Source organism: Rarobacter faecitabidus (assembly GCF_006716265.1).
In the GTDB taxonomy this organism is placed as follows: domain Bacteria; phylum Actinomycetota; class Actinomycetes; order Actinomycetales; family Cellulomonadaceae; genus Rarobacter; species Rarobacter faecitabidus.
In genome coordinates this window covers 1658936-1685817 of record NZ_VFOS01000001.1, presented here as the reverse complement: position 1 = coordinate 1685817, position 26882 = coordinate 1658936, and the positions used below count along the sequence as shown (strand labels likewise).

General features: G+C 66.8%; 20 protein-coding genes and 1 tRNA gene. 9 read left to right on the top strand and 12 right to left on the bottom strand.

Annotated features, from left to right (window positions below):
- Positions 1 to 63: 63 nt before the first annotated feature.
- Both FB461_RS07395 and rsrA read left to right on the top strand, forming a co-directional pair.
- The gene (locus FB461_RS07395) at positions 64 to 798 is read left to right on the top strand and encodes a sigma-70 family RNA polymerase sigma factor (protein ID WP_142120332.1); all 735 of its coding nucleotides are present in this window, start codon (positions 64 to 66) and stop codon (positions 796 to 798) included.
- Positions 795 to 1109 (top strand): mycothiol system anti-sigma-R factor, encoded by a 315-nt coding sequence (rsrA, locus tag FB461_RS07390; protein ID WP_142120330.1) that lies wholly within the window; start codon positions 795 to 797, stop codon positions 1107 to 1109. Before FB461_RS07395 ends, rsrA begins: the two co-directional genes overlap by 4 nt.
- Before the next feature lie 163 nt (positions 1110 to 1272).
- Here rsrA and FB461_RS12495 read toward each other — a convergent pair whose 3' ends face one another.
- Positions 1273 to 1347 carry a 50S ribosomal protein bL37 gene (locus FB461_RS12495; RefSeq protein ID WP_372434446.1) on the bottom strand — a complete coding sequence of 25 codons (75 nt, stop codon included), beginning with the start codon at positions 1345 to 1347 and terminating at the stop codon, positions 1273 to 1275.
- 109 nt (positions 1348 to 1456) lie between these two features.
- Between FB461_RS12495 and FB461_RS07385 the strand changes: the two genes are divergently transcribed.
- Positions 1457 to 2545, top strand: coding sequence for a type IV pilus twitching motility protein PilT (locus FB461_RS07385; RefSeq protein WP_142120328.1), 1089 nt, complete (start codon positions 1457 to 1459; stop codon positions 2543 to 2545).
- A gap of 46 nt (positions 2546 to 2591) precedes the next feature.
- On the opposite strand, the gene FB461_RS07380 is transcribed toward FB461_RS07385, so the two are convergent.
- The 4 genes from FB461_RS07380 to FB461_RS07365 all read right to left on the bottom strand — a co-directional run bounded on the left by FB461_RS07380 (position 2592) and on the right by FB461_RS07365 (position 8987).
- A complete protein-coding gene (locus FB461_RS07380) occupies positions 2592 to 3197 on the bottom strand; it encodes a GDSL-type esterase/lipase family protein (RefSeq protein ID WP_142120326.1) in 606 nt (201 codons plus the stop codon).
- Positions 3194 to 6946 carry a multifunctional oxoglutarate decarboxylase/oxoglutarate dehydrogenase thiamine pyrophosphate-binding subunit/dihydrolipoyllysine-residue succinyltransferase subunit gene (locus FB461_RS07375; protein ID WP_142120324.1) on the bottom strand — a complete coding sequence of 1251 codons (3753 nt, stop codon included), beginning with the start codon at positions 6944 to 6946 and terminating at the stop codon, positions 3194 to 3196. Before FB461_RS07375 ends, FB461_RS07380 begins: the two co-directional genes overlap by 4 nt.
- A gap of 196 nt (positions 6947 to 7142) precedes the next feature.
- Positions 7143 to 8192: a HAMP domain-containing sensor histidine kinase gene (locus tag FB461_RS07370; RefSeq protein WP_246046067.1), complete on the bottom strand. Its 1050-nt coding sequence runs from the start codon at positions 8190 to 8192 to the stop codon at positions 7143 to 7145.
- Positions 8193 to 8246: 54 nt separating this feature from the next.
- Positions 8247 to 8987, bottom strand: a complete 741-nt coding sequence (locus tag FB461_RS07365; RefSeq protein ID WP_142120320.1) for a response regulator transcription factor — start codon at positions 8985 to 8987, stop codon at positions 8247 to 8249.
- 155 nt (positions 8988 to 9142) lie between these two features.
- Between FB461_RS07365 and FB461_RS07360 the strand changes: the two genes are divergently transcribed.
- The 3 genes from FB461_RS07360 (at position 9143) to FB461_RS07350 (ending at position 12989) form a co-directional block, all read left to right on the top strand.
- Complete coding sequence (locus FB461_RS07360) at positions 9143 to 10483, top strand: hemolysin family protein (protein WP_142120318.1); 1341 nt, start codon at positions 9143 to 9145, stop codon at positions 10481 to 10483.
- The gene (locus FB461_RS07355; RefSeq protein WP_142120316.1) at positions 10480 to 11538 is read left to right on the top strand and encodes a hemolysin family protein; all 1059 of its coding nucleotides are present in this window, start codon (positions 10480 to 10482) and stop codon (positions 11536 to 11538) included. The genes FB461_RS07360 and FB461_RS07355 overlap by 4 nt, the downstream gene beginning before the upstream one ends.
- Positions 11539 to 11648: 110 nt before the next feature.
- Positions 11649 to 12989: a D-alanyl-D-alanine carboxypeptidase family protein gene (locus FB461_RS07350; RefSeq protein WP_142120314.1), complete on the top strand. Its 1341-nt coding sequence runs from the start codon at positions 11649 to 11651 to the stop codon at positions 12987 to 12989.
- Positions 12990 to 13342: 353 nt separating this feature from the next.
- On the opposite strand, the gene adhE is transcribed toward FB461_RS07350, so the two are convergent.
- The 5 genes from adhE to FB461_RS07325 all read right to left on the bottom strand — a co-directional run bounded on the left by adhE (position 13343) and on the right by FB461_RS07325 (position 20948).
- Positions 13343 to 16066, bottom strand: a complete 2724-nt coding sequence (adhE, locus tag FB461_RS07345) for a bifunctional acetaldehyde-CoA/alcohol dehydrogenase (RefSeq protein WP_142120312.1) — start codon at positions 16064 to 16066, stop codon at positions 13343 to 13345.
- 282 nt (positions 16067 to 16348) lie between these two features.
- Positions 16349 to 17089 (bottom strand): hypothetical protein, encoded by a 741-nt coding sequence (locus FB461_RS07340; protein WP_142120310.1) that lies wholly within the window; start codon positions 17087 to 17089, stop codon positions 16349 to 16351.
- Between the two features lie 70 nt (positions 17090 to 17159).
- On the bottom strand, positions 17160 to 19025 hold the full coding sequence (ilvD, locus tag FB461_RS07335) for a dihydroxy-acid dehydratase (RefSeq protein WP_142120308.1): 1866 nt from the start codon (positions 19023 to 19025) through the stop codon (positions 17160 to 17162).
- A 179-nt stretch (positions 19026 to 19204) separates the two neighbouring features.
- On the bottom strand, positions 19205 to 20014 hold the full coding sequence (locus FB461_RS07330; protein WP_142120306.1) for a hypothetical protein: 810 nt from the start codon (positions 20012 to 20014) through the stop codon (positions 19205 to 19207).
- 175 nt (positions 20015 to 20189) lie between these two features.
- Positions 20190 to 20948: a PP2C family protein-serine/threonine phosphatase gene (locus FB461_RS07325; RefSeq protein ID WP_142120304.1), complete on the bottom strand. Its 759-nt coding sequence runs from the start codon at positions 20946 to 20948 to the stop codon at positions 20190 to 20192.
- A 180-nt stretch (positions 20949 to 21128) separates the two neighbouring features.
- Between FB461_RS07325 and FB461_RS07320 the strand changes: the two genes are divergently transcribed.
- Positions 21129 to 22547 (top strand): D-alanyl-D-alanine carboxypeptidase/D-alanyl-D-alanine-endopeptidase, encoded by a 1419-nt coding sequence (locus FB461_RS07320; protein WP_142120302.1) that lies wholly within the window; start codon positions 21129 to 21131, stop codon positions 22545 to 22547.
- A gap of 135 nt (positions 22548 to 22682) precedes the next feature.
- On the opposite strand, the gene FB461_RS07315 is transcribed toward FB461_RS07320, so the two are convergent.
- Positions 22683 to 22755, bottom strand: a tRNA-Arg gene (locus FB461_RS07315).
- An 88-nt stretch (positions 22756 to 22843) separates the two neighbouring features.
- A complete protein-coding gene (locus FB461_RS07310; RefSeq protein WP_142120289.1) occupies positions 22844 to 23587 on the bottom strand; it encodes a FadR/GntR family transcriptional regulator in 744 nt (247 codons plus the stop codon).
- 55 nt (positions 23588 to 23642) lie between these two features.
- Between FB461_RS07310 and argS the strand changes: the two genes are divergently transcribed.
- Complete coding sequence (argS, locus tag FB461_RS07305) at positions 23643 to 25295, top strand: arginine--tRNA ligase (RefSeq protein ID WP_142120287.1); 1653 nt, start codon at positions 23643 to 23645, stop codon at positions 25293 to 25295.
- The gene (gene lysA / locus FB461_RS07300) at positions 25292 to 26647 is read left to right on the top strand and encodes a diaminopimelate decarboxylase (RefSeq protein ID WP_142120285.1); all 1356 of its coding nucleotides are present in this window, start codon (positions 25292 to 25294) and stop codon (positions 26645 to 26647) included. Before argS ends, lysA begins: the two co-directional genes overlap by 4 nt.
- Positions 26648 to 26882: the final 235 nt, after the last annotated feature.

Genomic DNA, 26882 nt, shown 5'->3' with positions numbered 1-26882 from the left:
TTCATCGCTGTTCAGCCTAGTCCAGAACCCGCGGCGTTTCAGATTCGTCCGAGAGGGCGGGGAATGAGCGGGCGCGAACGTGCGTTGACTATCAATGTGACCGTCATCAATGCCTTGCCGAATCCTGTCAGTGAGGTGCGTATGCGGCGCCGCGCGCCGGTAGGCTGTACCGCAATGGATACACACCGGGCACCGGCGGCGGAGGCCGACGAGGAGCGTCGAGCGAGATTCGAGCGAGACGCATTGCAGTACCTCGATCCGCTCTATGCCGCAGCGTTGCGCATGACGCGCAATCCCACTGACGCGGAAGACCTAGTGCAAGATGCCTTCACGAAGGCATTCGCGGCCTTCCACCAGTACCGCCCCGAGACCAACCTCAAGGCGTGGCTGTATCGCATCCTCACGAACACCTACATCAACTCGTACCGCAAGAAGCAGCGCGAACCGCGCCAGTCCGGTACGGATGAGGTCGAGGATTGGCAGATCGCCCGAGCCCAATCGCACACGTCCCAGGGCCTGCGCTCGGCCGAGGTCGAGGCGCTGGATCACCTGCCCGACGAGGACATCAAGAACGCGCTGGCAGAGCTTCCCGAGGACCGCCGTATCGCGGTGTATCTCGCGGACGTCGAGGGATTCCCGTACAAGGAGATCGCCGAGATGATGGGTACCCCCATGGGAACCGTCATGTCGCGCCTGCATCGCGGACGCGCTCAGTTACGCGATCTGCTCGCAGACTACGCCGCGGAGCGCGGTATCGCGGGTGCACCCAGCGAAGTAGTGGATCAGGAGGAACGATGACCGATCCAGTGGCAGGAAGACCCGATCGAGCGGGCGGCCCGTGCGGTTGCGACGAGGCCTACGAGCACCTGCTCGAGTACCTTGACTCCGCCCTCGCGCCCGATAGCGCCGAACGGATCCGCGCTCATCTGGCGGAGTGTGACGAGTGCTCGTCCGATGTCTCGACGTCGGACCTGGTTCGCCGCCTGCTACGCCGTTGCTGCGTCGAGCAGGCCCCTGAGCAGTTGCGCGTCAAGATCGTCGACAGGTTGCGTCAGGGCGGGTACGAGTCCATCGCGATAACCGAGATACAGGTCGATGCCGCGCCCTGAGACCTCCCGGCGGGAGACCGCGCGCAAAGCTCCAGGTTGGCCGCGTTAGGGTGACCGGCGGGCCAACGCCCGTATCTCCAGCACGCCACGCCATCTCCAGCACGCCGCGCAAAAAGAGAGCCGGGCCGGACCGCTAGGGTCCGACCCGGCTCTGCCAATCGCCTCAGGCGTTGGGGCGCTTGCCGTGGTTTGCCGCGTTCTTCTTACGGCTCCGGCGCTTGCGACCACGCTTGCTCATGGTGTCTCCTCACGAGGTTTGTGGCACGACTAAGCACACGCGAAGTCGTGGTGTCATCGAACATTGTCCCACAGTTCAAGCGTCCTCGGGAATGTGCCGATAGGGCCATGTGAGTTCAACGGTTCAATCGGTCGGTCCACTGCTTCACGCCCTCGTCTCGGTGGGCGCCTCAGACCTGCATTGCAAGGTCGGTTCGCAGCCGCGGTTGCGCGTCGATGGCCGCCTGCGCAAGGTCCAGGCGCCGGTCCTCCAGCCGACGGATACGATGCACATTCTGACCGAGGTTCTGCCGGAGGAATTCTTCGAGGAGTTCGAGCGCACGCATGAGGCGGACTTCGCCTACCAGCTCGACGGGATCGGCCGGTTCCGCGTCAACGCCTACCAGGCGCGCGGTTACGTGGGCATCGTTTTCCGCCGGGTCGCCGAGGGTGCGCTCTCGGTGGCCGAGCTCGGGTTGCCCGAGGTCGTGGGGGAGCTCGCCCTCGAGCCGCGCGGCCTCGTCCTGGTCACGGGACCGACCGGTTCCGGCAAGACCACGACGCTCGCGGCGATGGTCGATCTGATCAACACCTTCCGCGAGGTCAACATTGTCACGATCGAGGACCCGATCGAGGTGCTGCACACCGACAAGAAAGCGATCATCTCTCAACGCGAGGTGCGCCACGACACCGCCGACTTCAATGTCGCTCTACGCGCGGCCATGCGCCAGGATCCCGATGTCATCCTCGTCGGCGAGATGCGCGACTCGGAGACGGTGCGAGCGGCGCTGCAGGCCGCCGAAACCGGGCACATGGTGATGTCCACGCTGCACACCATCGACGCGCAGGAGACGATCAACCGCATCGTCGACTTCTTCCCGCCGTACGAGCAGCAGCAGGTACGTACCGCGCTGGCCCAGGCGCTGCGCGGGATAGTCTCTCAGCGCCTCGTCCGACGCGCCGACAACAGCGGCCGGCGCGTCGCGGCGGAGGTGCTGGTGAACACGGGACGAACCGCAGACGCGATCGTCGACCCGCTGGGCAACCCGCCGCTGGCCGATCTGATCGCCGACGGCGAGTACTACAAAATGCAGACATTCGACCAGCACCTCTTCGACCTGGTGCGCGACGGGGTCATCACGTACGAGGAAGCCTGCTCGGCGTCCTCGAACCCGCAGGACCTCACAGTCGAATTGCGCAGCGCCGGGATCATCGCCTGATTCGGCTTGGGGGTCTAACCTCACCGGTTCTCGTGAGCGCCGGAACCTACTGATCCTCGGCCAGGCCGAGCCAGCGACGCCAGCCGTAGTGCAGCACGAGCCACGCGATCAGGCCGTAGCCGGCCTGCTGTGGCAGGCCGCTTCCCGAGGATGCCAGATCGTCGAGCCACTGCTGGTGGCGTTCCAGCGGCTTGAACAACTCGATGTAGGGCGCGCGGCGCCGGCTGGCGACGTCGAGGTATGCGGCGGAGAGCTCGGCAAGCTTGCCGGCTTCCTCGGCCGCCCCGGGCGGCGGGCCTACGACTAACGGGTTGAGTCCCTGGGCGGTGGCCTCGTCCAGGATGTTGGCGAGATTGAGGCGGCTACGGGCGAGCGAGAGCCCTCGGCGCACGTCCTCGCGTCCCAGCGCAACGATCAGCCGCGTCTCCACATCCGGCGACACGCGCCGGGCGGCCTCGTCCTGCCAGCGCGCCGACAGTTCGGTCGACGTCTCACCCGGCACGGCGAGCGTGTACACCTCGAGGTCGATTTCCGGCGCGGTGCGAGCGGTCACGCGCCCGAGCCAGCCGATGGCCTTGGGATCGCCCACACCGGCGACAAGCTCGTCGCCGACGGCCAGGATGCGGATAGGTGCGCTACCGTCGGCGCTCATCGGGCGAACGCCGCCTCGACGAGTGACTGCTGCTCCGCGAGGTGCACGCGGGTCATGCCGGCCGCGGGTGAGGCTGATGCCGGGCGCGTGAGGCCGCGAAGCGGCCGGTCACCGATCAGGGGTGGCAGGTTCATGGCGATGAAGGTCCACGCGCCCTGATTCTCCGGCTCGTCCTGCACCCACACGAGTTCGGCGTTGCCGTAGGGGGCGAGCGCGGCGTGAATCGATTCCTCATCCAGCGGATACAACTGCTCGAAGCGGACGATCGCAGTGCGCTCGTCGCCGAGGGCGGTGCGCTTGGCGAGCAGGTCGTAGTACACCTTGCCCGAGCACAGCAGGACCCTATCGACCCCGGCTGCGTTTCCGGCGGCCACCTCGTCACCGATCACGGGTCGGAAGCTGCCGGTCGTGAAGTCCTGGACGGTTGAGCGGGCGGCCTTGAGCCGTAGCATCGACTTTGGCGTCATGACGATCAGCGGGCGGCGCGGGCGCTTGTATGCCTGGTGGCGCAGCAGATGGAAGTACGACGCTGGGGACGAGGGGAACGCCACCGTCAGGTTGTTCTCGGCGCATAGTTGCAGATAGCGCTCGAGCCGGGCGGACGAGTGATCCGGCCCCTGGCCCTCGTACCCGTGCGGTAGGAGCATGACGAGGGACGATCGCTGCGCCCACTTCTGCTCCGCCGAGGCGACGAACTCGTCGATGATGGTCTGCGCGCCGTTCGCGAAGTCGCCGAACTGGGCTTCCCAGAGGACCAGCGCGTCGGGTCGCTCGACCGAGTAGCCGTATTCGAAGCCGAGACCGGCAAACTCGGTGAGGGCCGAGTCGTAGACCCAGAACTTCGCCTGGTCCGAGGAGAGATAGAGCAGCGGGGTCCACTCGGCGCCGTTTTCGCGATCGTGCAGGACGGCGTGCCGCTGGACGAAGGTTCCGCGTCGTGAGTCCTGCCCGGCGAGGCGGACGGGCATGCCCTCGATCAGCAGCGAGCCGAATGCGAGCAGCTCGCCGAAGCCCCAGTCGATGTCCCCCTCGCGGGACATAGCCTCGCGCTTCTCGAGCAACTGTTGAAGCTTGGGGTGCACCGTGAAGCCGGTGGGCGCGTTCAGGTGCGCCGAGCCGATGCGCTCGACGACCCACGGATCGACGGAGGTGCGCCAGCCGATCATCGTGCCGGCGTCCTCTCGCTGCGACTCCGGCCGCTCCAGGCCCGCGATCGGCTCCGTCTCGGCCGGCGGCTGGAACGTGTCGTCGCGCGTCTCGGTGAACACGCGCTCAAGCTGGGAGTGGTAGTCCGCGACGAGTTGCTCGGCTTCCTCAGGCGTGATGTCCTTGCGGCCAACGAGCGCTTCCGTGTAGAGCGTGCGCACCGACCGCTTGGCCTCGATGAGGTTGTACATGAGCGGCTGCGTCATCGATGGGTCGTCGCCCTCGTTGTGCCCGCGGCGGCGGTAGCAGATGAGGTCGATGATCACGTCGCGATCGAACTGCTCGCGGAACGCGAACGCAATCTCAGCCGCCCGCACCACCGCCTCGGGGTCGTCGCCGTTGACGTGGAAGATCGGCACCTGCAGGCCCTTGGCCACGTCCGTGCAGTACATCGTCGAGCGCGACGAACTCGGGCCGGTGGTGAAGCCGACCTGGTTGTTCACGATGACGTGGATGGTCCCGCCGGTGCGGTAGCCGCGCAACTGCGCCAGGTTCAGGGTCTCGGTCACGACGCCCTGGCCCGCGAAGGCCGCGTCGCCGTGGATGAGCACGGGCAGCACGGAGAAGCCGTCGCCGCCTAGATCGATGCGGTCCTGCTTGGCCCGCACGATGCCCTCGAGTACCGGATTCACTGCCTCCAGGTGCGACGGGTTGGCGGCGAGGTAGACCTTGGTCGTCGCGCCAGATTCGGCGACGAACTCGCCCTCGGTGCCGAGGTGATACTTGACGTCGCCGGAGCCCTGGACGGATCGCGGGTCGAGGTTACCGTCGAATTCGCGGAAGATCTGGCTGTAGCTCTTGCCGGCGATGTTGGCGAGCACGTTGAGGCGACCACGGTGAGACATGCCGACGCAGACCTCGTCCAGGCCCGACTCGGCGGCGCGCGAGAGGACGGCGTCGAGGAGCGGGATCAGCGACTCGCCGCCCTCGAGCGAGAATCGCTTCTGCCCCACGAACTTGGTCTGCAGGAACGTCTCGAACGCCTCCGCCGCGTTGAGTTTGCGCAGCGTGCGCAACTGCTCGGCGACGGGCGTCTTCTCGTAGCCCGCCTCGAGCCGCTTCTGGAGCCATTTGCGCTGGGCGCGATCGGCCAGGTGCATGTACTCGAAGCCGATGGTGCGGCAGTAGGAATCCCGCAGCAGCCCCAGGATGTCGCGGAGCGTCGCGCTCTCGGTGCCACCGAACCCGGCGGTGGGGAAGCGGCGCTCGAGATCCCACAGGGTGAGTCCGTGGGTCTGGATGTCGAGGTCGGGGTGGCGGCGCTGCCGGTAGGTCAGCGGGTCGGTGTCGGCCATGAGGTGCCCGCGCGACCGGTAAGCGTGGATGAGTTCGGCGATGCGGGCGGGCTTGGCGGCCTCGGCCGCCGCATCGATCGTGTTGTCGCGGACCCAGCGGACCGGCTCGTAGGGGATGCGCAGCGAGTGGAAGACGCGGTCGTAGAAGCCGTCGTTGCCGAGCAGCTTGTTCGCCATGACCTTCAGGAAATCCCCGGACTGGGCGCCCTGGATGATCCGGTGGTCGTAGGTCGAGGTGATCGTCAGCACCTTCGACACGGCCATGCGCGCGAGTTGCTCCTCGGATGCGCCGGCGAATTCGGCCGGGTAGTCCATGGCACCGACCCCGATGATCGTCCCCTGTCCCTGCATCAGGCGGGGCACCGAGTGAACTGTGCCGATGGTGCCGGGGTTGGTCAGGGAGATGGTCGTTCCCTTGAAGTCGTCGACGCTGAGCGTGCCCTTGCGCGCCTTGCGCACCACGTCCTCGTACGCCTGCCAGAACTGCGCGAAGTCCATGGTCTCGGCCTTCTTGATCGAGGGCACGAGGAGCTGGCGGGTGCCATCGGGCTTGGCGAGGTCGATCGCGAGGCCGACGCCAACGTGGGCGGGGGTCACGACGCCGGGCTTGCCGTCGACGAGCGTGTAGGACGCGTTCATGGCAGGCACCTCTTCGAGGGCCTCGACCAGGGCGAATCCGATGAGGTGCGTGAACGAGATCTTGCCGCCGCGGCCGCGCAGCAGGTGGTTGTTGATGATGATGCGGTTGTCGACCATGAGCTTCGCGGGCACGGCGCGGACCGAGGTCGCGGTCGGAACCGCGAGCGAGGCCTCCATGTTCGTGACGACGCGGGCGGCGGGGCCGCGGAGCTTCGCGGTCGTGTCGCTGGCGGTGTCGTCCTCGGTGTCGCGGTTGCGGGTCGCCTCGGCCGCGTAGGGAGCGGTTGCGGGCTGGGCGGCGGCGATCGGCGCGGCCGGCGCGGTCTCGGCCTGCTCCGGGCGGGCGGGCTGGGCCTTCGGAGTGGACGAGGCCTGCGTCGCAGGCGCGGGAGTCGCGCTGGCGGCCGGCGCGGTGGGCGCTGCCTGTTCCGGAGTCACCGCGGCTGCGCCATCGGAGCTCGCGCGCTTCGCGAAGTAGTCGGCCCAGACTGGGTCTACAGCAGTGGGATCGGCTTGATACTGCTCGTACAGTTCATCGACGAGCCATTCGTTTGCGCCGAAGTCGGAACCAACGTCGCTGATGGGTGAGGACTCAGCATTCGCGGACACGCACTATCTCCCTTTGACTGTTGCGGTGGTCGGGCGGGTGCTTACCCACTAAGCCTAGGCCCTTTTCCTGGTGGGATGGGCCGCGACCAGGCCCCGCAAACCGGGCAATTCGCCCCTCGGTGAGGTATCGGCAAAGGCTGCCCCATGGGCGAGTCTTCCAGGGGTCTTTGCCAGTCGATGGACGGCGTCTAGATGGCTATTTTTCTGACGTCGACCGGGGGAGTGTTACGCGCATCACCGAACCGCGGGTGGAGTCGACGACGCGCACCGATCCGCCGTGCAATTCAACGGCCCAGCGGACGATGGACAGCCCGATCCCGGTGCCCGAACTGAGCCCGGAGCCGTTGGGCTGCGACTGGGCAGCCCGAAGCGGATTGCGCGCGGTTGCCGATCCCGCGGGCGCAGCCTCGCCGCGCACGAATCTGGCGAAGATGCGCTCGCGATCCTGGACGGCGATCCCCGGCCCCTCGTCGATCACGTCGATCACCACACCGCCGTCGACGTCGCGGGCGCTCAGCGTCACCGCGCTCCCGTCAGGCGTATGGCGAATCGCGTTGTCGAGGAGGTTGATGAACACCTGCTCGAGCCGGTCTCGGTCGGCGTCGATCGTCAGCCCCGAAGGGGTGACCTCGACGCGCAGGCGAACGTCTGCCTGGCTGGCCGTGGCGAACACGGAGTTCACGCAGTCCGCGAGGAACGACTCGACATCGATGGTCTCGATATCGAGCGACGAGGCGCCGGCATCCAATCGGGAGAGATCCAGGAGGTACGTCACCAGCCGCGTCAGCCGTTCGGTCTGCCGCAGCGATCCCTCGAGCGCCGCGGGGGTCGGCTCGCTTACCCCGTCGACGATGTTCTCGAGTTCGGCGCGCAGCGCCGCGATGGGCGTACGGATCTCGTGCGCGACGTTCGCGATCAGATCGCGCCGGCCGCGATCGGCCTGGGCCAGTTCGGTCGCCATCGCGTTGAACGCGATGGCGAGCTGACCCACCTCGTCTCGGCTGCTTGCTCGCACCCGTTGCGAGTAGTCGCCCGCGGCCATCGCGCGAGCCGAATCGCGCATCTGCCGCAACGGGGAGGTCATCCCGCGCGCCAGGATTAGGGTCAGCAGGATGGCGACGGCCATCGCGATGGGGAAGGTGCGCGTCGGGCCCAACTGGAAGCGCAGGCCGAGCCAGGTGACGAACGCCGCGCCCGTCACCGAACCGATGACCAGCGCGCCGAGCTTGAGCTTGATCGACGGCACCCAGTCGAGGGGTCGTAGGTTACCCAGGCGCGAGTGGCGCGGCGACACCGAGACTCAGCCGTCCTGGTCGGCCGGACCGGGATTGCCCGCGGGCGGCTCTAGCGCGTAACCCACCCCGTGCACGGTGCGGATCAGGTCGGATCCGAGCTTGCGGCGTAGCGCCTTGACGTGGGAGTCGACGGTGCGGGTGCCGGACGCGTCTGCCCAGTCCCACACCTGTTCCAGCAGGCGCTCGCGGGTGTGGACGGTACGTGCCTCCGCGGCGAGGGTGAGCAGCAACTCGAACTCCGTCGGCGTGAGATGGATCTCGTCGCCGCCGCGCGTCACCCGCCGCTGTGCTCGGTCGATCCGAAGGTCGCCGAGGACGATGGGCGGCTCCGCGGATCCTGGGGCGGACTGCTCCCGCAGGCGCTCCACCCGGCGCAGCAGCGCCTTGCACCGAGCGACCAGCTCGCGCTGCGAGAACGGCTTCGTCATGTAGTCGTCGGCCCCGACCCCCAGGCCGATCAGCATGTCGGTCTCGTCGTCGCGGGCGGTGAGCATGAGGACCGGGACGGGCCGGTCCACCTGGATACGCCGGCAGACCTCGAGGCCGTCGATGCCCGGCAGCATGACATCGAGCACGACGATGTCCGGTTCGAAGCGCCGCGCCACCTCGACGGCGCTGAGGCCCTCGTCCGCGACCTGGACCACCCAGCCCTCGGCCGCCAGGCGCTGGGCCACTGCGGAGGCGATGGCGGGCTCGTCCTCGACGATGAGGGCCTTGACGTGCGATTGTCCGGTAGTGGTCGCCATGACACTACAGTGGCACACCGCGGTCGGCGAGTGACATCTTTCTGCCCGAAACGCGAGGTTTCGGCTATGATCTGACGACCATGGAGTGCGAAAGTACCGAGCCCGGATCCCTCGCCCCGCGCCCGCCAGCCGCGGCGCCGGGAGAGTGATCTGGGATGTCCGATTGGATCGCACTCCTCGTCGGAGTCGCACTCACCGCGGGCACGGCCATCTTCGTCGCCTCGGAATTCTCGCTCGTCACCCTCGATGCCGCGCTGATCGAGAACAAGCGCGCGGACCGCCGCACGCGCACCGTCCTGGCGAGCCTCAAACGACTATCCACTGAACTTTCGGCCTCGCAGGTCGGCATCACGGTCACCACGATCCTGCTCGGCTACATCGCGCAGCCCGCCCTTGCCCGACTGCTGCGAGGCGTATTCGACTCCTGGGCCATAGCGACCACGGTGTCGATCACACTCGCCACGGCACTCGCGCTCGCATTGATCAACGTCTTCTCGATGCTGTTCGGGGAGTTGGTGCCGAAGAACTACGCGCTCGCCGCCCCGCTGACCACCGCGCGCATCGTGGTGCCTATCCAGCGCGTCTTCAGCATCTGCTTTCGCCCGCTGATAGCACTGCTCGACGGCTCGGCCAACGCGATCCTGCGGCGCTTCGGCGTCGAGCCCGCCGAGGAACTTTCGGGCGCCAGATCGGGGCCGGAACTGGCCGCGCTCGTGCGACGGTCCGCGGCGATGGGGACGCTGGATGGATCGACCGCACGGTTGCTGACCAACTCGATCGAGTTGGACGAGTTGTCCGCCGTCGACGTCATGACGGATCGAACCCGCATGGTCACGGTGGACATGTCGGCCACGGCCGCGGACATCGTCGTGCTGGCGCGCAATACCGGGCACTCGCGCTTCCCCGTCATCGCCGAGTCGCGCGACGACATCGTGGGACTCGTCCAGCTTCGCCGCGTCCTGGCCGTGCCGCGGGAGCGCCGGTCGCACGTGCTGGTGACCGGGTTGATGGACGAGGCGCGGCAGGTGCCCGAGACGGTGGCCCTGCGCTCCCTGCTCGTGGGCCTGCGCGAGCTGGGCAGCCAGATGGCGGTCGTCGTGGACGAGTACGGGGGGACGTCGGGGATCGTCACGCTGGAGGACGTCGTCGAGGAGATCGTCGGCGACGTGGCGGACGAGCACGACGCCCGGCGGCTGTCCATCGTCGGTCAGGACGAGGGCACATGGCTGGTCGCTGGGCTCGCACGGCCGGACGAGGTCTTCGAGGCGACTGGCGTGGAGTTACCGGAATCCCCGGCCTACGAGACGGTCGCCGGGCTCATCATGGCGCAGCTTGGACGAGTCGCCCAGGTGGGCGATACCGTGACCGTCGACAGTGGGCGGGCGGGGGAGCGGGCGCAACTGCACGTCGAGGCAATGGCCGCCCGGCGCATCGTCCAAGTGCGGATGCGGCGCCTGGCCGCGCCGGTCGCCGCCGAGGAGCGTGAGCGGGGATGAGTACCAATCTCGCGCTGTCGATAGCGGTTGCGTTGCTGTTCGCCAACGCATTCTTCGTCGGTGCCGAATTCGCCGTCCTGACGGCACGGCGCAGCACGATCGAGCCGCTGGCGCTTCGGGGCAATCGTCGCGCCCGCCAGGCGATATGGGCGATGGAGCGGATCTCGCTCATGCTGGCGTGCGCGCAACTCGGTGTGACGCTGTGCTCGATCGGGCTCGGCGCGATCGCCGAACCCGCAATCGCGCACGCCATCGAGGGACCGCTCGAATCGATCGGCGTGCCAGCGGGAGCGATCCATCCCATTGCCTTCGCCGTCGCCCTGGTCGTCGTGGTCTACCTGCACGTGGTCATCGGTGAGATGGTGCCCAAGAACCTCTCCGTGACCATGCCTGAACGGGCGGCGCTCCTGCTCGCCCCGCCCCTCGTACTGCTCGCGCGGATCTTCGGCCCCATCGTCATCGCAATCAACTGGCTCGCAAACCACTTCCTGCGACTCACCGGCGTCATGCCGCGCGACGAGGTGGCGTCGACCTTCACCGCCGATGAAGTCCAGTCCATCGTCGAGCGATCGCGCGCCGAGGGCGTGCTCGACGACGATCAGGGGCTGCTCTCGGGCGCACTCGAGTTCTCGCAGCGCACCGCGAGGGACGTCATGGTGCCGTGCGCGGACCTGTTCACCCTCGGCTTGGGTCCCACTCCTAACGACGTTGAGGAGGCACTCCGGGAGACCGGCTTCAGCCGCTTCGCCGTCGCGGCCCCCGACGGGGGTCTCGTCGGCTATGTGCATATCAAGGACGTGCTCGATGCCACCGCCCTCACGGCGGACCAGCCGCTCGGCCCCGATCGCATCCGCGCGTTGCCGCTCGTCGCCCCGAATGCCGAGATCGAGGACGTGCTGGTGACGATGCAGCGCACCGGGGCGCACCTGACCCGGGTGGGCGACGACGAAGGCGTGCAGGGGATCGTGTTCCTCGAGGACATCCTGGAGGAACTCGTCGGCGAAGTGCGCGACGACATGCAACGACGCGATGCGGGCGTAGATCACACCGGCTGATCTTCCACAAATGCCCGCAAGCCATTACTATTGGATCTTGTGCCATAGGCCACCGGCGATGCTCGCCGTTGACCGTGGCGCAGCCCCGTAGTCGATCCCCAGGAGTTCATGTGACCGCAGGCGACGTCCAGGCGCGCGAGGCGCTGCCGACGCGGCGGTCCCTGCGGGAGGCGGCACAGCGGGAGACCGCAAGGCGGGGAACTGCTCCCACAGACCCGATTGCCGGGGCGACAGCCGGGGCGATCCCGTCCGCAAAGCCCGCGCAGGTCGAGACGCTCGCAGGTGAGCAACTCGTTGCCCGGACGCAGACCCAGGCGCAGGGCCCCGCCTCTCGTTCGCGCGCAGAGTCCGCCACCAGCCCAGCGTCCGATTCGACGGGTGTTCGGCCGCGGCTAACGCGCGTTGTCCGCCCGGCCGCCGAGGACGAGCTCACGATCACGCCCGCGCACGCGGTGGCCGAGCGGAACGCGCCCACGACCGGTGAGCGCGCAGCGATCGACCTCGAACTGCTTTCCATTCAGCATCTCTCCCGGATGCGCGCCGAGGCCGAGTCCAGCCCCGTGAACAGGGTCGGCCGTCGCCAGCTTTCGCGCGAGGCCCGGGCCAGGGTCCGGGAGCATTCCATGCCTCGCGCCCAGCGTGGCAGCCGGACGTGGATTCCCCGCGCAGCCGTCGTGGCCGCTCTCGCGGCCGCAACGATCGCCGTCCCGGCGACGGGCTCACTCGGGGCGCTGCAGGGTGAGGGGCTCACCAAACTCGTCGCCGAGGCAGATGGCACCACTCAACTCGCGTCGGCGGGCGCGGCGGGCGCGAGCCTGATCGGGCCCAGCACGTACTCCATCGTTCAGCAGGCCGTAGCGCAGCCCTCCACGCCGCCGGAGCTCGCACAGATGCTCAGTAGCGAGGACCGCCGCGCGGCAATGGCGTCTCGTTCGGAACTGCGTTCGTCGCTTCCGGGCTGCGACCCGTCCGTGATCGCTCCCGGCGACAACGGACGACTCACCGAATCGCAGCTCTGCGAGCTACCGCAGGGCGGCGGCTACTACCTTCAGCCCGAGGCCGCTGTGGCATTCGCGGAGATGTCCAACGCATTCGAGATCCGCTTCGGCACCCCGTTGCGCGTGACGTCCGCCTACCGGTCTTACGCCCGCCAGAGCGGTTTGTTCGCGCGGAACCCAGGGATGACGGCGGCTGCCGGAAAGTCCAACCACGGCTGGGGCTACGCGGTCGACTTCGACAAGTCCTCGTACACGAGTTCCGAGAAGTGGCAGTGGCTCAACGACAACGCCGCGCTCTTCGGATTCGGCAACCCGGACTGGGCCAAGGGCGCGCGATACGAGCCCTGGCACTGGGAGTACATGACGGGCGTCGTGCGCGTGGGTAACGAGAGCGGCACGGGATACCCAGAGCGCCTCGCGGCGCAGGCCGCCGCCTCCGCGGCCGCGAACTGACCCTGGTCTTCTGGCCCGGGTCGCCGAGCGATTCAGGACGCGGTTGCCGCTTCGGTGCTGCGAACTCACGTAACGCCGAGCGATTCAGGACGCGGTTGCCGCTTCGGTGCTGCGAACTCACGTAACGCCGAGCGGCACGCCCACGTTCCCTTCGCTTCGCCTCGGGCTCGATTTCCCGTGCTCGGTACGCCGGGTGATTGGACGCACCGGTGATCGGTGGTGCGAATGCCTGAAGGCAGCGCAGAGCGGAGCGGAGAACCGGATGGCCGGACCCACGAGCGTGGGTCCGGCCATCCGGTTTCGTCCCGATGAGGGACCTGCCTGCGTCGCCCTCGTGGAGCGACGCGAGGCGGTTACTTCTTCGCCTTGCGAGCCGCTGCGCGCACGGCCTTGGCCGGTGCGGCATCCGGGGCGGCGGCGGCCGCCGCGCGGTTCGCCTTCACCTCGGGAACCGACACGCCGTAGTAAGCGGCCTCCATGATCGCCTTCATGTCGTCGATCATCGGCAGACGCGGGTTGGCCGGTGCGCACTGGTCCTCGTAGGCGCGCAGTGCCAGGTCGTGCAGTTGCGAGATGAAGGACTGCTCGTCCACGCCCTGCTCCTGGAACGAGGCGGGCATACCCAGCTTGGCGCGCAACTCCTCGATCGCCCGAGCGTACGACTCGACTCCCTCTTCCGGCGTCGAAGCGGGCAGGCCGAGGTGCTCGGCGATCTGCTGGTAGCGCTCCGGCGCGATGTAGCGCTCGTACTTGGGCCAGCTGGTCGGCTTGCCCGGAACGGTCCCGTTGTAGCGGATCGCGTAGGGCAGGAACACCGCGTTGGTGCGTCCGTGGACCAGGTGGAACCGGCCACCGATGGTGTGAGCCATCGCGTGGACGATGCCGAGGAACGCCGACCCGAACGCCATTCCGGCAATCGATGCCGCGTTGTGCATCGTCTCGCGCGCCTTGGCGTGCTCGGCCGTTCCGGGCGTTCCGGTGACCGACTCGACGATGTTGTTGAAGATCAACTTGATCGCGTGCAGGCACAGGCCGTCGGTGTAGTCGTTCGCGTACACGGATACGAACGCCTCCGTGGCGTGGGTGAGCGCGTCCATGCCGGAGTCAGCCGCGAGGAAGTTGGGCTGGCCCTGGGCGAGCACCGGGTCGACGATGGCGACGGACGGTGTCAGCGCGTAGTCGGCGAGCGGGTACTTCTTGCCCTCGTCCGGGTCCGAGATCACCGCGAACGGCGTCATTTCGGCGCCCGTGCCCGAGGTGGTCGGGATGCAGACGAGCTTGGCGAGCTCACCGAGCTCGGGGAACTTGAACGCGCGCTTGCGAACGTCGAAGAACTTCTCGCGCATGTCCGAGAACTCGATCTCGGGGTGCTCGTACAGGAGCCACATGACCTTGGCCGCGTCCATCGGCGAGCCACCGCCCAGGGCGATGATGGTGTCGGGCTTGAAGTCGCTCATCAGGTCGGCGCCCTTGCGCACGGCCTGCACGGTGGGCTCCGGCTCGACGTTGTCGATGATCTGGAGCGATACCTTGTCCTCCCGTCGGTTCAGCACGTCGATGATCTTGTCCACGACGCCGAGGCGAGTCATCGTCGCGTCAGTGACGATGGTGACCCGGTTGATGTGGAGCATGTCCTCGAGGTAACGAATCGCGTTCGGCTCGAAGTACGTCTTGGCGGGGACCTTGAACCACTGCAAGTTGTTGTTCCTCCGTCCGATTCGCTTGATGTTGATGAGGTTGATGGCCGACACGTTGTTCGACACCGAGTTGCGGCCGTACGAGCCGCAGCCGAGGGTCAACGACGGGATGAAGGCGTTGTAGATGTCGCCGATCCCGCCGAGGGCGGATGGCGAGTTCCAGATGACGCGGATCGCCTTGACGCGGGATCCGAATTCGCGGGCGAGCTCCTCGTCCGACGTGTGGATCGCGGCCGAGTGACCGAGTCCGCCGAGCTCGAGCATCTGCTCGGCGAGCTGAATGCCTTCCTCGGAGTTCTCCGCACGCAGCACGGCGAGCACCGGGCTCAGCTTCTCTCGCGTCAGCGGCTCCTGCGGGCCGACGCCGGAGCATTCGGCAAGGATGATGGACGTGTCCTCGGGGATGGTGAATCCCGCCTGCTCGGCGATCCAGGTCGCCTTCTTGCCGACGACGTCCGGGTTCAGCTTCGCACCGGCGCAGTTCTCGGAGTTGGCTGTGGCACCGAAGATGAACTCTTCGAGCAGCGCCTTTTCCTTGGCGTTCACGCGGTATGCGTGGAGACGCTCGAACTCGACCATCGCCTGGTCGTAGATGGGGGAGTCGAGGATGACTGCCTGCTCCGAGGCGCAGACCATTCCGTGGTCGAAGTCCTTCGACAGGACGAGGTCGTTGATGGCGCGTCCGAGGTTGGCGGTGCGCTCCACGAATGCGGGCACGTTGCCCGCGCCGACGCCGAGGGCGGGCTTGCCGCACGAGTAGGCGGCGCGGACCATGGCGTTGCCGCCCGTCGCGAGGATGAGCGCGACACCCGGGTGGTTCATCAGGGCGTTGGTGGCCTCCAGGCTGGGGTGCTCGACCCACTGGACGCAGTCGGCGGGGGCGCCCACGGCGACTGCCGCATCGCGCACGATCTTGGCCGCGGCCACCGAGCACTCCTGAGCGCTGGGGTGGAAGGCGAAGATGATCGGGTTGCGGGTCTTGATCGCGATCAATGCCTTGAAGATCGCGGTTGACGTGGGGTTGGTGACCGGGGTGATGCCGGCGACGACTCCGACGGGCTCCGCGATCTCGACGATGCCGTTGATGTCGTCACGGCTGATCTCGCCGACCGTCTTGAGCTTCGCCATCGAGTTGGTGACGTGCTCGCAAGCGAAGATGTTCTTCGTCGCCTTGTCCTCGAACACGCCACGTCCGGTCTCTTCGACCGCGAGGACCGCGAGGTTTCCGTGCTCGTGCAGGGCGGCGACAGAGGCCTTCTTGACCAGGTGATCGATCTGCTCCTGATCGAAGCGCTGGTACTCGCGCAGTGCACCGAGCGCGCGCTGCACCAATCCGTCGATTTCGGCAATGACCTCTGGGTTCGGGCCGTTGTCTGACATGACTACCCTCTCGTTCTTCTTCTCGTTAATCCGAGGGCCGACGATGGGCTGGCGATCGGATTAGTGGGGCTGAGTTCTGTTTATGATCTCAAGAACAACGGTATGGCGTCGAAAGGCTTGCGCGATGTGTCATTAGTCCCACGTTTGGGGCGGTATCGGATATGTCCGACATGGCGGGTAGTCGAGGGAGCGCGCCCGTGGAGCGGTGATGACCTCGCGTGCAGTGTCGGAGAGCCTGCGGCGGGAATGAGGACGAGGCACCCGTCGGCCCCCGCCCAGCGACTAGGGCGTGAGCCGCGTGAGCCAGGAAGTCGTGAGCGATTCCTCGGCGACGTCGATCTCCCGGAGCATCGATCGCAGCACGGTCTCGTTGACCTCGCCCTTGTCGCGTTCGGCGGCGAGCACCTTGCGCTGTGCCCCCAGCAGATCGTGCCGTACCTGCAGGATCATGGCCCGCTTCTTGCGCATGCGCGCCTGCTTCTGGGCGTTCGTCTCCGCCGCGGTCGCATCCGGCGACGTATCGACTGCCGCGGTCGCGACGGAGGGCTCGTCCCCCGAAACCTGCTGTGGCCCGGGCGAGGTGCTGGTCATGTCGGACACGGATTGCGAGTCGCGGGCGGCCTGGGCAATGGCCGCGCCAGCCGCGATCATGCGGGCCCGGAGCGTGTCGGCGATGGCCGTCGCATCTTCCTCACCCAGCTGGGGAGACCAGCGCTTGATGGCCCGGTCGATGACCTCGCCCTGGGCCTTGGCCATCTGCGCGCGCACGCGGATCTCCTGCTGGGAGTCGATTCGGTGATCCTCCTCGCCGGACAGCCCGAGGCGCCTGATCATCCATGGAAGCGTCAGGCCCTGCAGCAGCAGCGTGCCGATCGCCACGCTATAAGCGGCGAACTGCACGGTCGCGCGCTCGGGAAACACGACGGACCCGGCGAGTACCGGGATCGCGCTCGCCGCCGCCAGCGTCACCACGTCGCGCATGCGTGCGAACGCCGTGATGGCAAGTGCGATGACGACGAACACGATGATGAGGCCCGGGTGTACTCTTCCCTATACCCTTCTCCCATACCGCCGGCCCGGACGGGCCCGGCTGCTACTTTCGACGCGAAATAAGGCTGACGTCGCGGACGGCACCGCGATCGGCCGAGGTCGCCATTGCGGCGTATGCCTGCAGTGCGGGCGAAACGTACCGATCCCGGTTCTTGGGTTGCCATGGGTTCTCCGACGCCTCCATTTTGGCGCGGCGCTCGGCTAGGACGTCGTCGGGCACGTTCACGCGGATGAGGCGCGTGTTCACGTCGATCTCGATCTCGTCGCCGTCCTCCACCAGCCCGATGGTGCCTCCGGCCGCCGCCTCGGGGGAGATATGACCCACGGAGATGCCCGACGAGCCGCCCGAGAACCGGCCGTCTGTGATCAGCGCGCAGACCTTTCCGAGTCCGCGGCCCTTGATGAAGGACGTCGGGTAAAGCATCTCCTGCATCCCGGGGCCGCCCGCGGGTCCCTCGTAGCGCACGACCACGACGTGACCGGGGACTACCTGCTTGCTGAGGATCTTCTCGACGGCCTCGTCCTGGGACTCGACCACGATCGCCTTGCCGACGAAGTGGAACACGTCCGGGTCGATGCCCGCCGTCTTGATGATCGCCCCGTCCTCGGCGAGATTGCCGCGCAGTACCGCGAGGCCTCCCTCCACGGTGTAGGCGTGCTCGGCGTCGCGGATACAGCCGCCTGTCGCGTCCGTGTCGAGCGAATCCCAGCGGTTGGACGTCGAGAACGCCTGCGTGGTGCGCACCCCGCCTGGGGCAGCGTGGAACAGTTCGAGCGCAGTGTCGGTAGCCTTGCCGCCGCGCACGTCCCAGTCGTCGAGCCACTGCTGCAGATTGGCCGTATGGATCGACGTGACGTCGTGGCTCAGCAAGCCTGCCCGGTTGAGTTCGCCGAGCAGGGCGGGGATGCCGCCAGCGCGGTGCACGTCCTCCATGTGGTAGTCCGGGTGGTTCGGCGCGACCTTGGAGAGGCAGGGGACGCGGCGGGAGATCGCGTCGATGTCCTCGAGCGTGAAGTCGATCCCAGCCTCCTGGGCGGCGGCGAGGATGTGCAGGACGGTGTTCGTCGAGCCGCCCATCGCGACATCGAGCGTCATCGCGTTGGCGAACGCCGACCGGTTGGCGATGGAGCGGGGGAGGACCGAGGTGTCGTCGTTGTCGTAGTAGCGGTGGCACAGGTCAACGACGCGCCGGCCTGCCTCGAGGAAGAGTTCCTTGCGGGCGGCGTGCGTGGCGAGGGTCGATCCGTTCCCGGGCAGGGACAGCCCGAGCGCCTCGGTGAGGCAGTTCATCGAGTTCGCGGTGAACATTCCAGAGCAAGAGCCGCAGGTGGGGCACGCGCTGCGCTCGATGGCGCTGAGGCCGTCGTCGCTCACCGCATCGTCGGCCGACGAGTTGATCGCGTTGATCAGGTTCAGGTGGCTCGTGGCGACGCCATTGACGATGACGGCCTTGCCTGCTTCCATCGGCCCGCCGGAGACGAAAACAACGGGGATGTTGAGACGCAGGGCGGCATTGAGCATTCCAGGGGTGATCTTGTCGCAGTTGGAGATGCACACGAGGGCATCCGCGCAGTGCGCGTTCACCATGTACTCCACGGAATCAGCGATGAGGTCGCGGCTCGGCAGCGAGTAGAGCATGCCAGCGTGGCCCATGGCGATCCCGTCATCGACGGCGATCGTGTTGAATTCCTTGGCGACACCGCCCGCCTCGCGTACCGCGCTCGCGACGAGGTCGCCCATGTCCTTGAGGTGGACGTGGCCGGGGACGAACTGGGTGTAGGAGTTGGCGATCGCGATGATCGGCTTCCCGAAGTCGTCGTCGCCCATGCCGGTGGCGCGCCACAGTGCGCGGGCACCGGCCATGTTACGGCCGTGGGTGGACGTCTTAGAACGCAGGGGGCGGGGCATGGAACGGGCTCCTTGGGGGTGCGTATGGCTCTTCACTAAGGGTAACGCCCAGGAGTGTCCGTTTTATTCACGTCGCCCTCGCGTGCTGACGGCATCGCGCACGGCTGTGGGGGCGCGCCGACGATTGCGCGGCACGCCCCCACAGGTTCCGGTCTTGCCGGAATCTGACTAGATTCAGATCACAGGCTCGTCTTCACGCTTCCGGCCAGGAGGGCGTTGTTGACGGCATTGCTGCGTTCGACCAGCTTGAGGTGGAGCGCGCTTCCCTGGCCGCCCTTCGCAACCTTCTTCTTGGTGTAAGAGGAGTTCCAACCGTAGGAGTAGTTGACCTTGGTGGTCTTGGTCTTGCCGTTCTTGGTGACCGTGACGGTTCCGGTCACCTTCATGCTGCCGTCGTCCTTACTCGCCTCGAGCGTCTTCCAGGACGCCTTGAGGAGCGTCTTCTTGCCCTTGAGGACCGAGAAGGAGCCGGTGGTGTTGGATCCGTTGGCCTTGTTGTTCGTCTTGGCCTTGTAGGAGGACTTGGCGATGCGGCCGTTCGACAGCGTGATCGTCGACGCTGATTGCGAACCCGTGTTGCCCCACGTCGAGGTGCCCGTTCCGGACTTGACCTTGTACTTCTTGACGCCGGCGGGCAGGTACTTGGTCTTGTACGTCCACTTGATGCCCGACTTGGACGTCTTGGACGCCATCGTGCGCACGGAGTAGGGCGTGGCGCTGGACGAGTTCGCCACGAAGACCGAGGTGGCCTTGTTCTTGACGGTGTTGCCGTGGATGCCGGCGACCTTCTTGTCGAAGTAGGGAGTGTTCAGGGTGATGCCGTCCGTCTTGGTGCCGTACTTCGCCCAGACCGACAGCGCGGTGTCATCTGAAAGCTTGGTCTCGTTCTCGTTCACCGTCGTGGCGGCGTTCGCTGCCGTCTGCGCACCGAGAGTCAGAACGAGGAGTGCGGCGCCCAGTGCGACAGCGATCTTCTTGCGACCGAACATGATGTTCCTCCGGAAATTTAATGCGGCCCGCAGGCCGGTCAAGGGACGAAATGCCTAGTGGCATGCGTTCAGGCTAATCCGGGCGCGGAGGGTCCCAAATGGGATTCGGCGAAAACTAGGGTCGAATCTGGGGGCGAACCGTACGGCCGGTTCGCTAGGGGCTGGCCGCAGCCGCCTATGCAGGACCGACGTCGGCGACTATGAGCGAGTAGTTGTCGTCCGTGTCGTAGTCTTGCGCGACGGTGATCAGCGCGTCGTGGGCTTCGAGCGCTGTCCGCTCGCGCTGCAGGATGCTGCGGATCTTTCCCGGCGGCACGGCCCGGTGCAGCCCGTCCGAGCACACGAGGTAGCGGGCGCGTCCGGTCTCGCCGTGTTCGAGGGTGAACCGGTGCGGGTCGAGTACCCGGGGGACGCCGCCGAGGTGCTGCGTGACCACCGTCAGCGATCCCTGCGGTTCGTGATCGTCGGTGCTCAGCAGCTCGATCCGGCCCTCGGCCACCTGATAGGAACGACAATCGCCCAGATTGATCGAAGTGGCGTGGGTTCTGGACAGCACGAGTCCGGCGACCGTGGCGCCCATGCGTTCGGTTCCCCAGGCTTTGCCCGCGGCGGCGACGCGATCAGAGGCGTACTCGATGGCCTCGGCCCAGTTGGTGCGCGGAGCCGCGATGCGGATCATCTCGCCCGCAGCGACGAATGCCGCGTCGACGCCGCCCGCGTGCCCGCCGATTCCGTCGATCACGGCGAGCAGTAACCAGTCCTCGTCGGCCATCCAGTAGGTCCCCGCGAGGGTCGCGCCGTCAGTGAGCGCGATAGTGCCGCCCACGACGATCGCATCCTCGTGGTAATTCCGATGACTTCCCTGCATGGTCGTGCCCCAGTAGTTCACGGACCATGTCGCGGGCGGTGTTGTAGCGCCTGGCCTAGGGCTCATGGCGTACCGTCCTTACGCCGGCTAGACCGCCGGTAGGTCTGCAAGACATCGTGCGATCGGCGAACCACCGCACTTGTGCAGCAATGCTGTCATACCGGACGGCGCGTGTCACTAGGGATCGGCGCGCGGGCTTTTGCTCAATGGCTGCCGGGAATTCGGCGGAACGATACGATCGAAGGCGTGCGCAGGCTGATCGGCCTCCTTGCTTTATCAGTGTTTCTCGTCGCGACCGCCCTCGTCGGGCCGGTCGCGAACGCTGCTGCGCCGATCTGGACCCTGCAAGACGCCGCTGTGGCGCGCCAGCTCGCCGTTCCGCCGGCGGCCATGGCCAACCCGTCGTCGCCGACCGGCCAGCCCGAATGGCTTGCCCAGGACGAGGCGTACCGTGGCTACCTCGATTCGAAACTCGCGCTCGCGAATAATAAGGCCAAGGTCAGCGCCAAGCTGACGAAGATCGTCAGGGCAGGGAAGCTCGGGGCGGCCTCGTCCATTCGCGTCATCGATGTCGCCACCGGGCAGGTGGTCTACGACCGCAAACCGGGCAAAGCGCGCACGGTCGCCTCCAACACCAAGATCCTGACCGCCATCACGGCACTCGAGAGGCTGGGAACTCAGCGCACGTTCCAGACGACAATCCGCCGTAGCGGCAAGAGTGCGACCGTCTACTTCGTCTCCGGCGGCGACCCGCGCATGACGAACACAAAGCTGAAATCGCTGGCCCGGCAGACCGCCACGGCGATGAAGCAGAAGACGGGCGGCGCGCCGAAGAAGGTGACGGTCCGCCTGGACGACACGATCTTCTCCGGACCGGCCAAGCACAAAACCTGGCGCAAGGGGGGCTACAACCTCGCCACTATCCAGCCCATCCGGGGCACGGCGCGCGTGGAGGTTCGCTCAGCGGACTCGGCGAAATCGGCCGCGACCGTCTTCACCAAGTACCTGGGAAAGGCGCTCGGCAAGGCCACTAAGGCGGAGTACAAGGGAAAGCGTAAGGCGCCTAAGTCCGCCAGCGTGACGGGATCGGTCCAGTCCGAGACGACGGAGGCGCTCGTGCGGCGAATGCTCACGAACTCCGACAACCAGGTCGCCGAGGTGCTTCACCGGCACGTCGCGCTCGCGGCCGGGTACAAGGGAACGTTCGCGGGCGGTGTGAAGGCCACGGCGAAGACGCTTCGCAAGCTCGGGGTTTCCCTGGCGGGACTCAGCCAGGTTGACGGTAGCGGGCTCTCGCCCCGGAACAGGATGACGACGGCGTTCCTCACGCGCACTCTCAGGGCGGCGGCCAACCCCGACGAGTTGCCGCTGCGGACGATTCTCTACACCGCCAATTCGCTGCCCCTGGCCGGGCGCACCGGCACGCTCTGGAGCGGCTACGGGCGTTTCTCCTCCTCGGAGTCAAAGTGCGCGGCGGGGCTCATCGTGGCGAAGACCGGCACGCTGGACTACGAGATCGCGCTGTCCGGTTACACCGTGGGAGGCGACGGCAGGCTCAAGGCGTTCTCTATCCTCGTGAACGGTGTCAAGGGGGCCAAGCGAACCGCCGCACGCAAGGCAATGGACGCGGCCGCAGCCGCCGTCAGTGGCGGCTGCACGCGGTAAAAGCGTCACCGCTGCGCGGCGCCGAGACCGCGGCCCCCTCGAGGCGCCGGAACCACAGGTCGGCGGCCCACTAACGAGTGGCTGTCGGATCGGTGACCACGGTCTCGCGCGAGGCGCCTGATCGCCGATTGAGTGTGCGCCCGAAGGGACTCGAACCCCCGACCTTCTGCTCCGGAGGCAGACGCTCTATCCACTGAGCTACGGGCGCGCAGCGAGGAAAAGTGCCCTCGCACGGTGAATGAGCCTATCAGGCATCGCAGGCGCGGCGCATCTTGCCTCGACCTGCGAGCCCGATTTCAGACCCGCCCGGAATTGTCCTGTCCGACCACCGGGCGGCTCGGTGCGTCGAAGAACGCCTGAAAGACGTGGTGGATGGCGTTGATCGCGCCGAAGCCGTCGCGGCGCAGCACCGCGTCGACCAGCTCATCGTGATCGTGCTGCACGTTCTCGACCTGGCTGGGGGACTGGAGCGCCACATCGAGGCTCGCCTGCACGTTGGCCTGAATGGCATCGACGAGGTTTTCGTATATCGACGCCAGCAGCGAGTTGTGCGAAGCGGCGACGAGCGCCCGGTGCAGGGCGACGTCGGACTCGACGAGTTCCTCCGTTGCGATCGTCTCGCCGGGAACCACTGCGGCCAGCGTGGCGCGGCGGCGACGTTCGATGCTTCGCAGCGTTTCGGCGTCCTCGTCTGTGTGGCGCTGAGCCGCCAGCCACACGGCCTCGACCTCGATTGCGCGGCGTACCTCTAGCGACTCGAGGTATTCGGCTCCGCCGATGCGCCGATTGAGCGCGGCGGAGAGCTCGTCCTTGCTGATGACGTACGTGCCCGACCCCTGCCGCTTCAGCAGCAGGCCCGCATGCACGAGAGATTGAACGGCCTCGCGAACGGTGTTACGCCCGAGCCCGAGCAATTCCGTCAGCTCGGTTTCCGTCGGGATGCGGCTGCCAACGGGCCACACGCCATCGGCGATCATGCCGCGCATCGTCGTCACGGCGTGTACTGCTCGCGGAGAATGCGTTGCTCCTCCAGCTGACATCGGAGTCTCCTCTTATCCCGTCCGAGCGGTGCGTCCTGGCGAGTACCATGGGCGGGTGACTCCCGAGGAACTCTCCCGCGCGGTACGTGACGCGCTCCAGGCGGCGCTTGCCGCCCTATCAGACACTGTAGACGCCGAATCGCTGCCTGAGCGCATTCAACTCCAGCGCCCCAAGCAACGCGAACACGGCGACTGGTCCACCAACATCGCCCTTCAACTGGGCCGCCGCGTCGGTCTTGCCCCCCGCGCGATTGCCGATGAGATCGCCGCACAGCTGCGTCAATTGCCGTCCGTTGCGAAGGCAGAGGTGGCCGGACCAGGATTCTTGAACATCACGCTTGACGCCGCGGCCGCCGGCGAACTGGCCCGTACGATCGTGCAGCGCGGGCCCGACTTCGGACGCGGGCACTCCCTGCAGGGCCACGTCATCAACCTCGAATACGTCTCAGCTAACCCCACGGGGCCGCTGCACATCGGCCACACGCGCTGGGCTGCCCTGGGCGACTCGCTCGTCCGCCTGCTGCGCGCCGCGGGGGCAGACGTCACCGCCGAGTACTACATCAACGACGCGGGTAGCCAGATGGACAAATTCGGCGAATCCATCGTCGCGCGCATCACCGGCGCCGACGTGCCCGAGGGCGGCTACAACGGCGCCTACGTCGCGGAGTTGGCGAGCAAGGTCGCGGCGGAGGACTCGTCCATAGCCACCCTGCCGCGCGAGGAGGCCATCGACCAGGCGCGGGAGGCGGGCTACCGCCTGCAGCTCGCGGAGATCCGCGACGTGCTCCAGGAGTTCGGCGTGCACTTCGACGAGTGGTTCTCGGAGCGGACTCTGCACGGATCGGGTGCCGTCGCCAGCGCGGTGCAGCGCCTGCGCGATCAGGGTCACGTCTACGACGAGGGTGGGGCGGTCTGGTTGCGAACGACCACGTTCGGCGACGACAAGGACCGCGTGCTGATCAAGGCGGACGGATCGCCGACGTACTTCGCCGCGGACGCCGCGTACTACCTGTCGAAGAAGGACCGGGGCTATACGGAGAAGATCTACCTGCTTGGGGCGGACCATCATGGATACGTGGGGCGCCTCAAGGCGATCGCCGCGTGCGCCGGCGATGACCCAGGCGTCAACATCGAGATCCTGATCGGCCAACTCGTCTCGGTCGGGGGCGCCAAGTTATCCAAGCGCGCGGGAAACATCATCGAACTGGCCGACCTGATCGACTGGATCGGCACAGACGCGATCCGCTACTCGCTCGAGCGTTACCCCGCGGATACCCCGCTGTCCCTGGACGGCGAGGAACTGCGCAAGAAGTCCAATGACAACCCGGTGTTCTACGTGCAGTACGCTCACGCCCGCACCGCCTCGGTGGCGCGCAACGCCGCCGACCTCGCAGTGGCCCGTGTCGACGGGTTCGACGCGTCGCTCCTAGCGGACAGCACGGAGGCGACGCTGCTTGCCCTTCTCGCGGACTACCCGAGAATCGTTGCGAATGCCGCGCAGCTGCGCGAGCCGCACCGCATCGCCCGCTACCTCGAGGAACTCGCCAGCGCTTATCACAAGTGGTACGACGTCTGCCGCGTCACCCCGCAGGGGCAGGAGGAGGTCACCGACACGCACCGCACGAGGCTGTGGCTCAATGATGCTGTCGGCCAGGTCCTGGCCAATGGTCTCGATCTGCTCGGCGTCAGCGCCCCGGAGCGAATGTGACCGCCGAGTCGGCGCGGATCTGGCCGCGCGGAACCAGACTGTCTGAGGCGGGCTCGCTCGTGCTCGGCGAACACGATGTGCGCGATCTGGCGGAAAACTTTGGCACTCCGCTATTCGTGCTGAACGAGGATGATTTCCGTGCCCGGGCGCGCCTTTTCAGGGACAGCTTCGGCGCGGCCTTCGCGGACATCGGGTCGAGCGTGGACGTGTACTACGCCGGTAAGTCGTTCCTGTGCACTGCTATCGCCAAGATCGTTGTGGCCGAGGGCCTGCGGCTCGATACGTGCACGGGCGGGGAACTGGCGGTCGCGGCGCGGGCAGGGGTGCCGGGCGCCAAACTGGGCCTGCACGGGAACAACAAGTCGCTCGCCGAGATCGAGCGGGCCATTGAGATGCGCGTGGGCCGGATCGTCATCGATTCGCTCGACGAGATCGATCTGATCGCCGATGTTGCCCGTCGCGCGGGTCGCCGCGTGCCCGTGATGGTGCGCGTCACCACCGGCGTGCACGCTGGCGGGCACGAGTACATCTCGACGGCTCACGAGGACCAGAAGTTCGGCCTGTCGCTCGCCGACGGGGGAGCCGTCAAGGCGATCCAGAAGGTGCTGGGACTCGAGTCCGAACTCGAACTGCTGGGTATTCACACGCATATCGGATCGCAGATCCAGGACGCGGCCGCGTTCGTCGTGTCGGCGCGCAAACTGCTGTCGCTGCGGGCGCAGATCCGCGACAAGTTCGACTACCTCCTTCCCGAGATCGACCTCGGCGGTGGCTTCGGCATTGCATATACGATCCGGGACGAGCCCATCGACGTGCCCGCGCTGGCGCACGAACTAGCCGGCTCGATCGACGCATTGTGTACCGAGATGTCGATGCCGGTTCCTCGCGTCTCCATCGAGCCGGGCCGGTCGATCGTCGGACCCTCCACCGTGACGCTGTACCGAGTGGGGGTCGTTAAGCCTGTGACGGTGGACGACGGCGACACCAAGGTGCGTACGTACGTCTCCGTCGATGGGGGGATGTCCGACAACATCCGGCCCGCGCTCTACGGCGCGGAGTATTCCGCCAAGCTTGCGAACCGGGCGTCGTCGAAGGTGAAGATCCGTTCGCGAATCGTGGGCAAGCACTGCGAGTCCGGGGACATCGTGATCCCCGACATCGATCTGCCCGCCGACATATCCCGCGGAGACCTGATCGCGGTTCCCGCGACGGGGGCGTACGGCAGGTCCATGGCCTCGAACTACAACCTCGTGACGCGGCCCGCGGTGGTGGCGATTCGTGGTGGGGAGGCCCGGGTGATCGTCCGGCGCGAGACGGAGGAGGACCTGCTAGCGACCGACGTCGAATCGTAGCGAGTTCGCGCCGGCCAAAATGCCCTGGTTTTTTGACTTTTTGTCAGAAAATCAGGGCATTTTTCGCGCCCCGCGTGTGTCGTGAGACACAATTCCGCGCTACTTCGGTTTCGCTGTTGATTTTCGCAACACTTCTGTTGTGGAATGGGTGGTGCCTAAGGTTAGTTAACCAATCCTGGGCGGGATGCGCGCCGCAGCAATCGCTCAGGCGTCGTGGCCGATGCTGGCCATATCA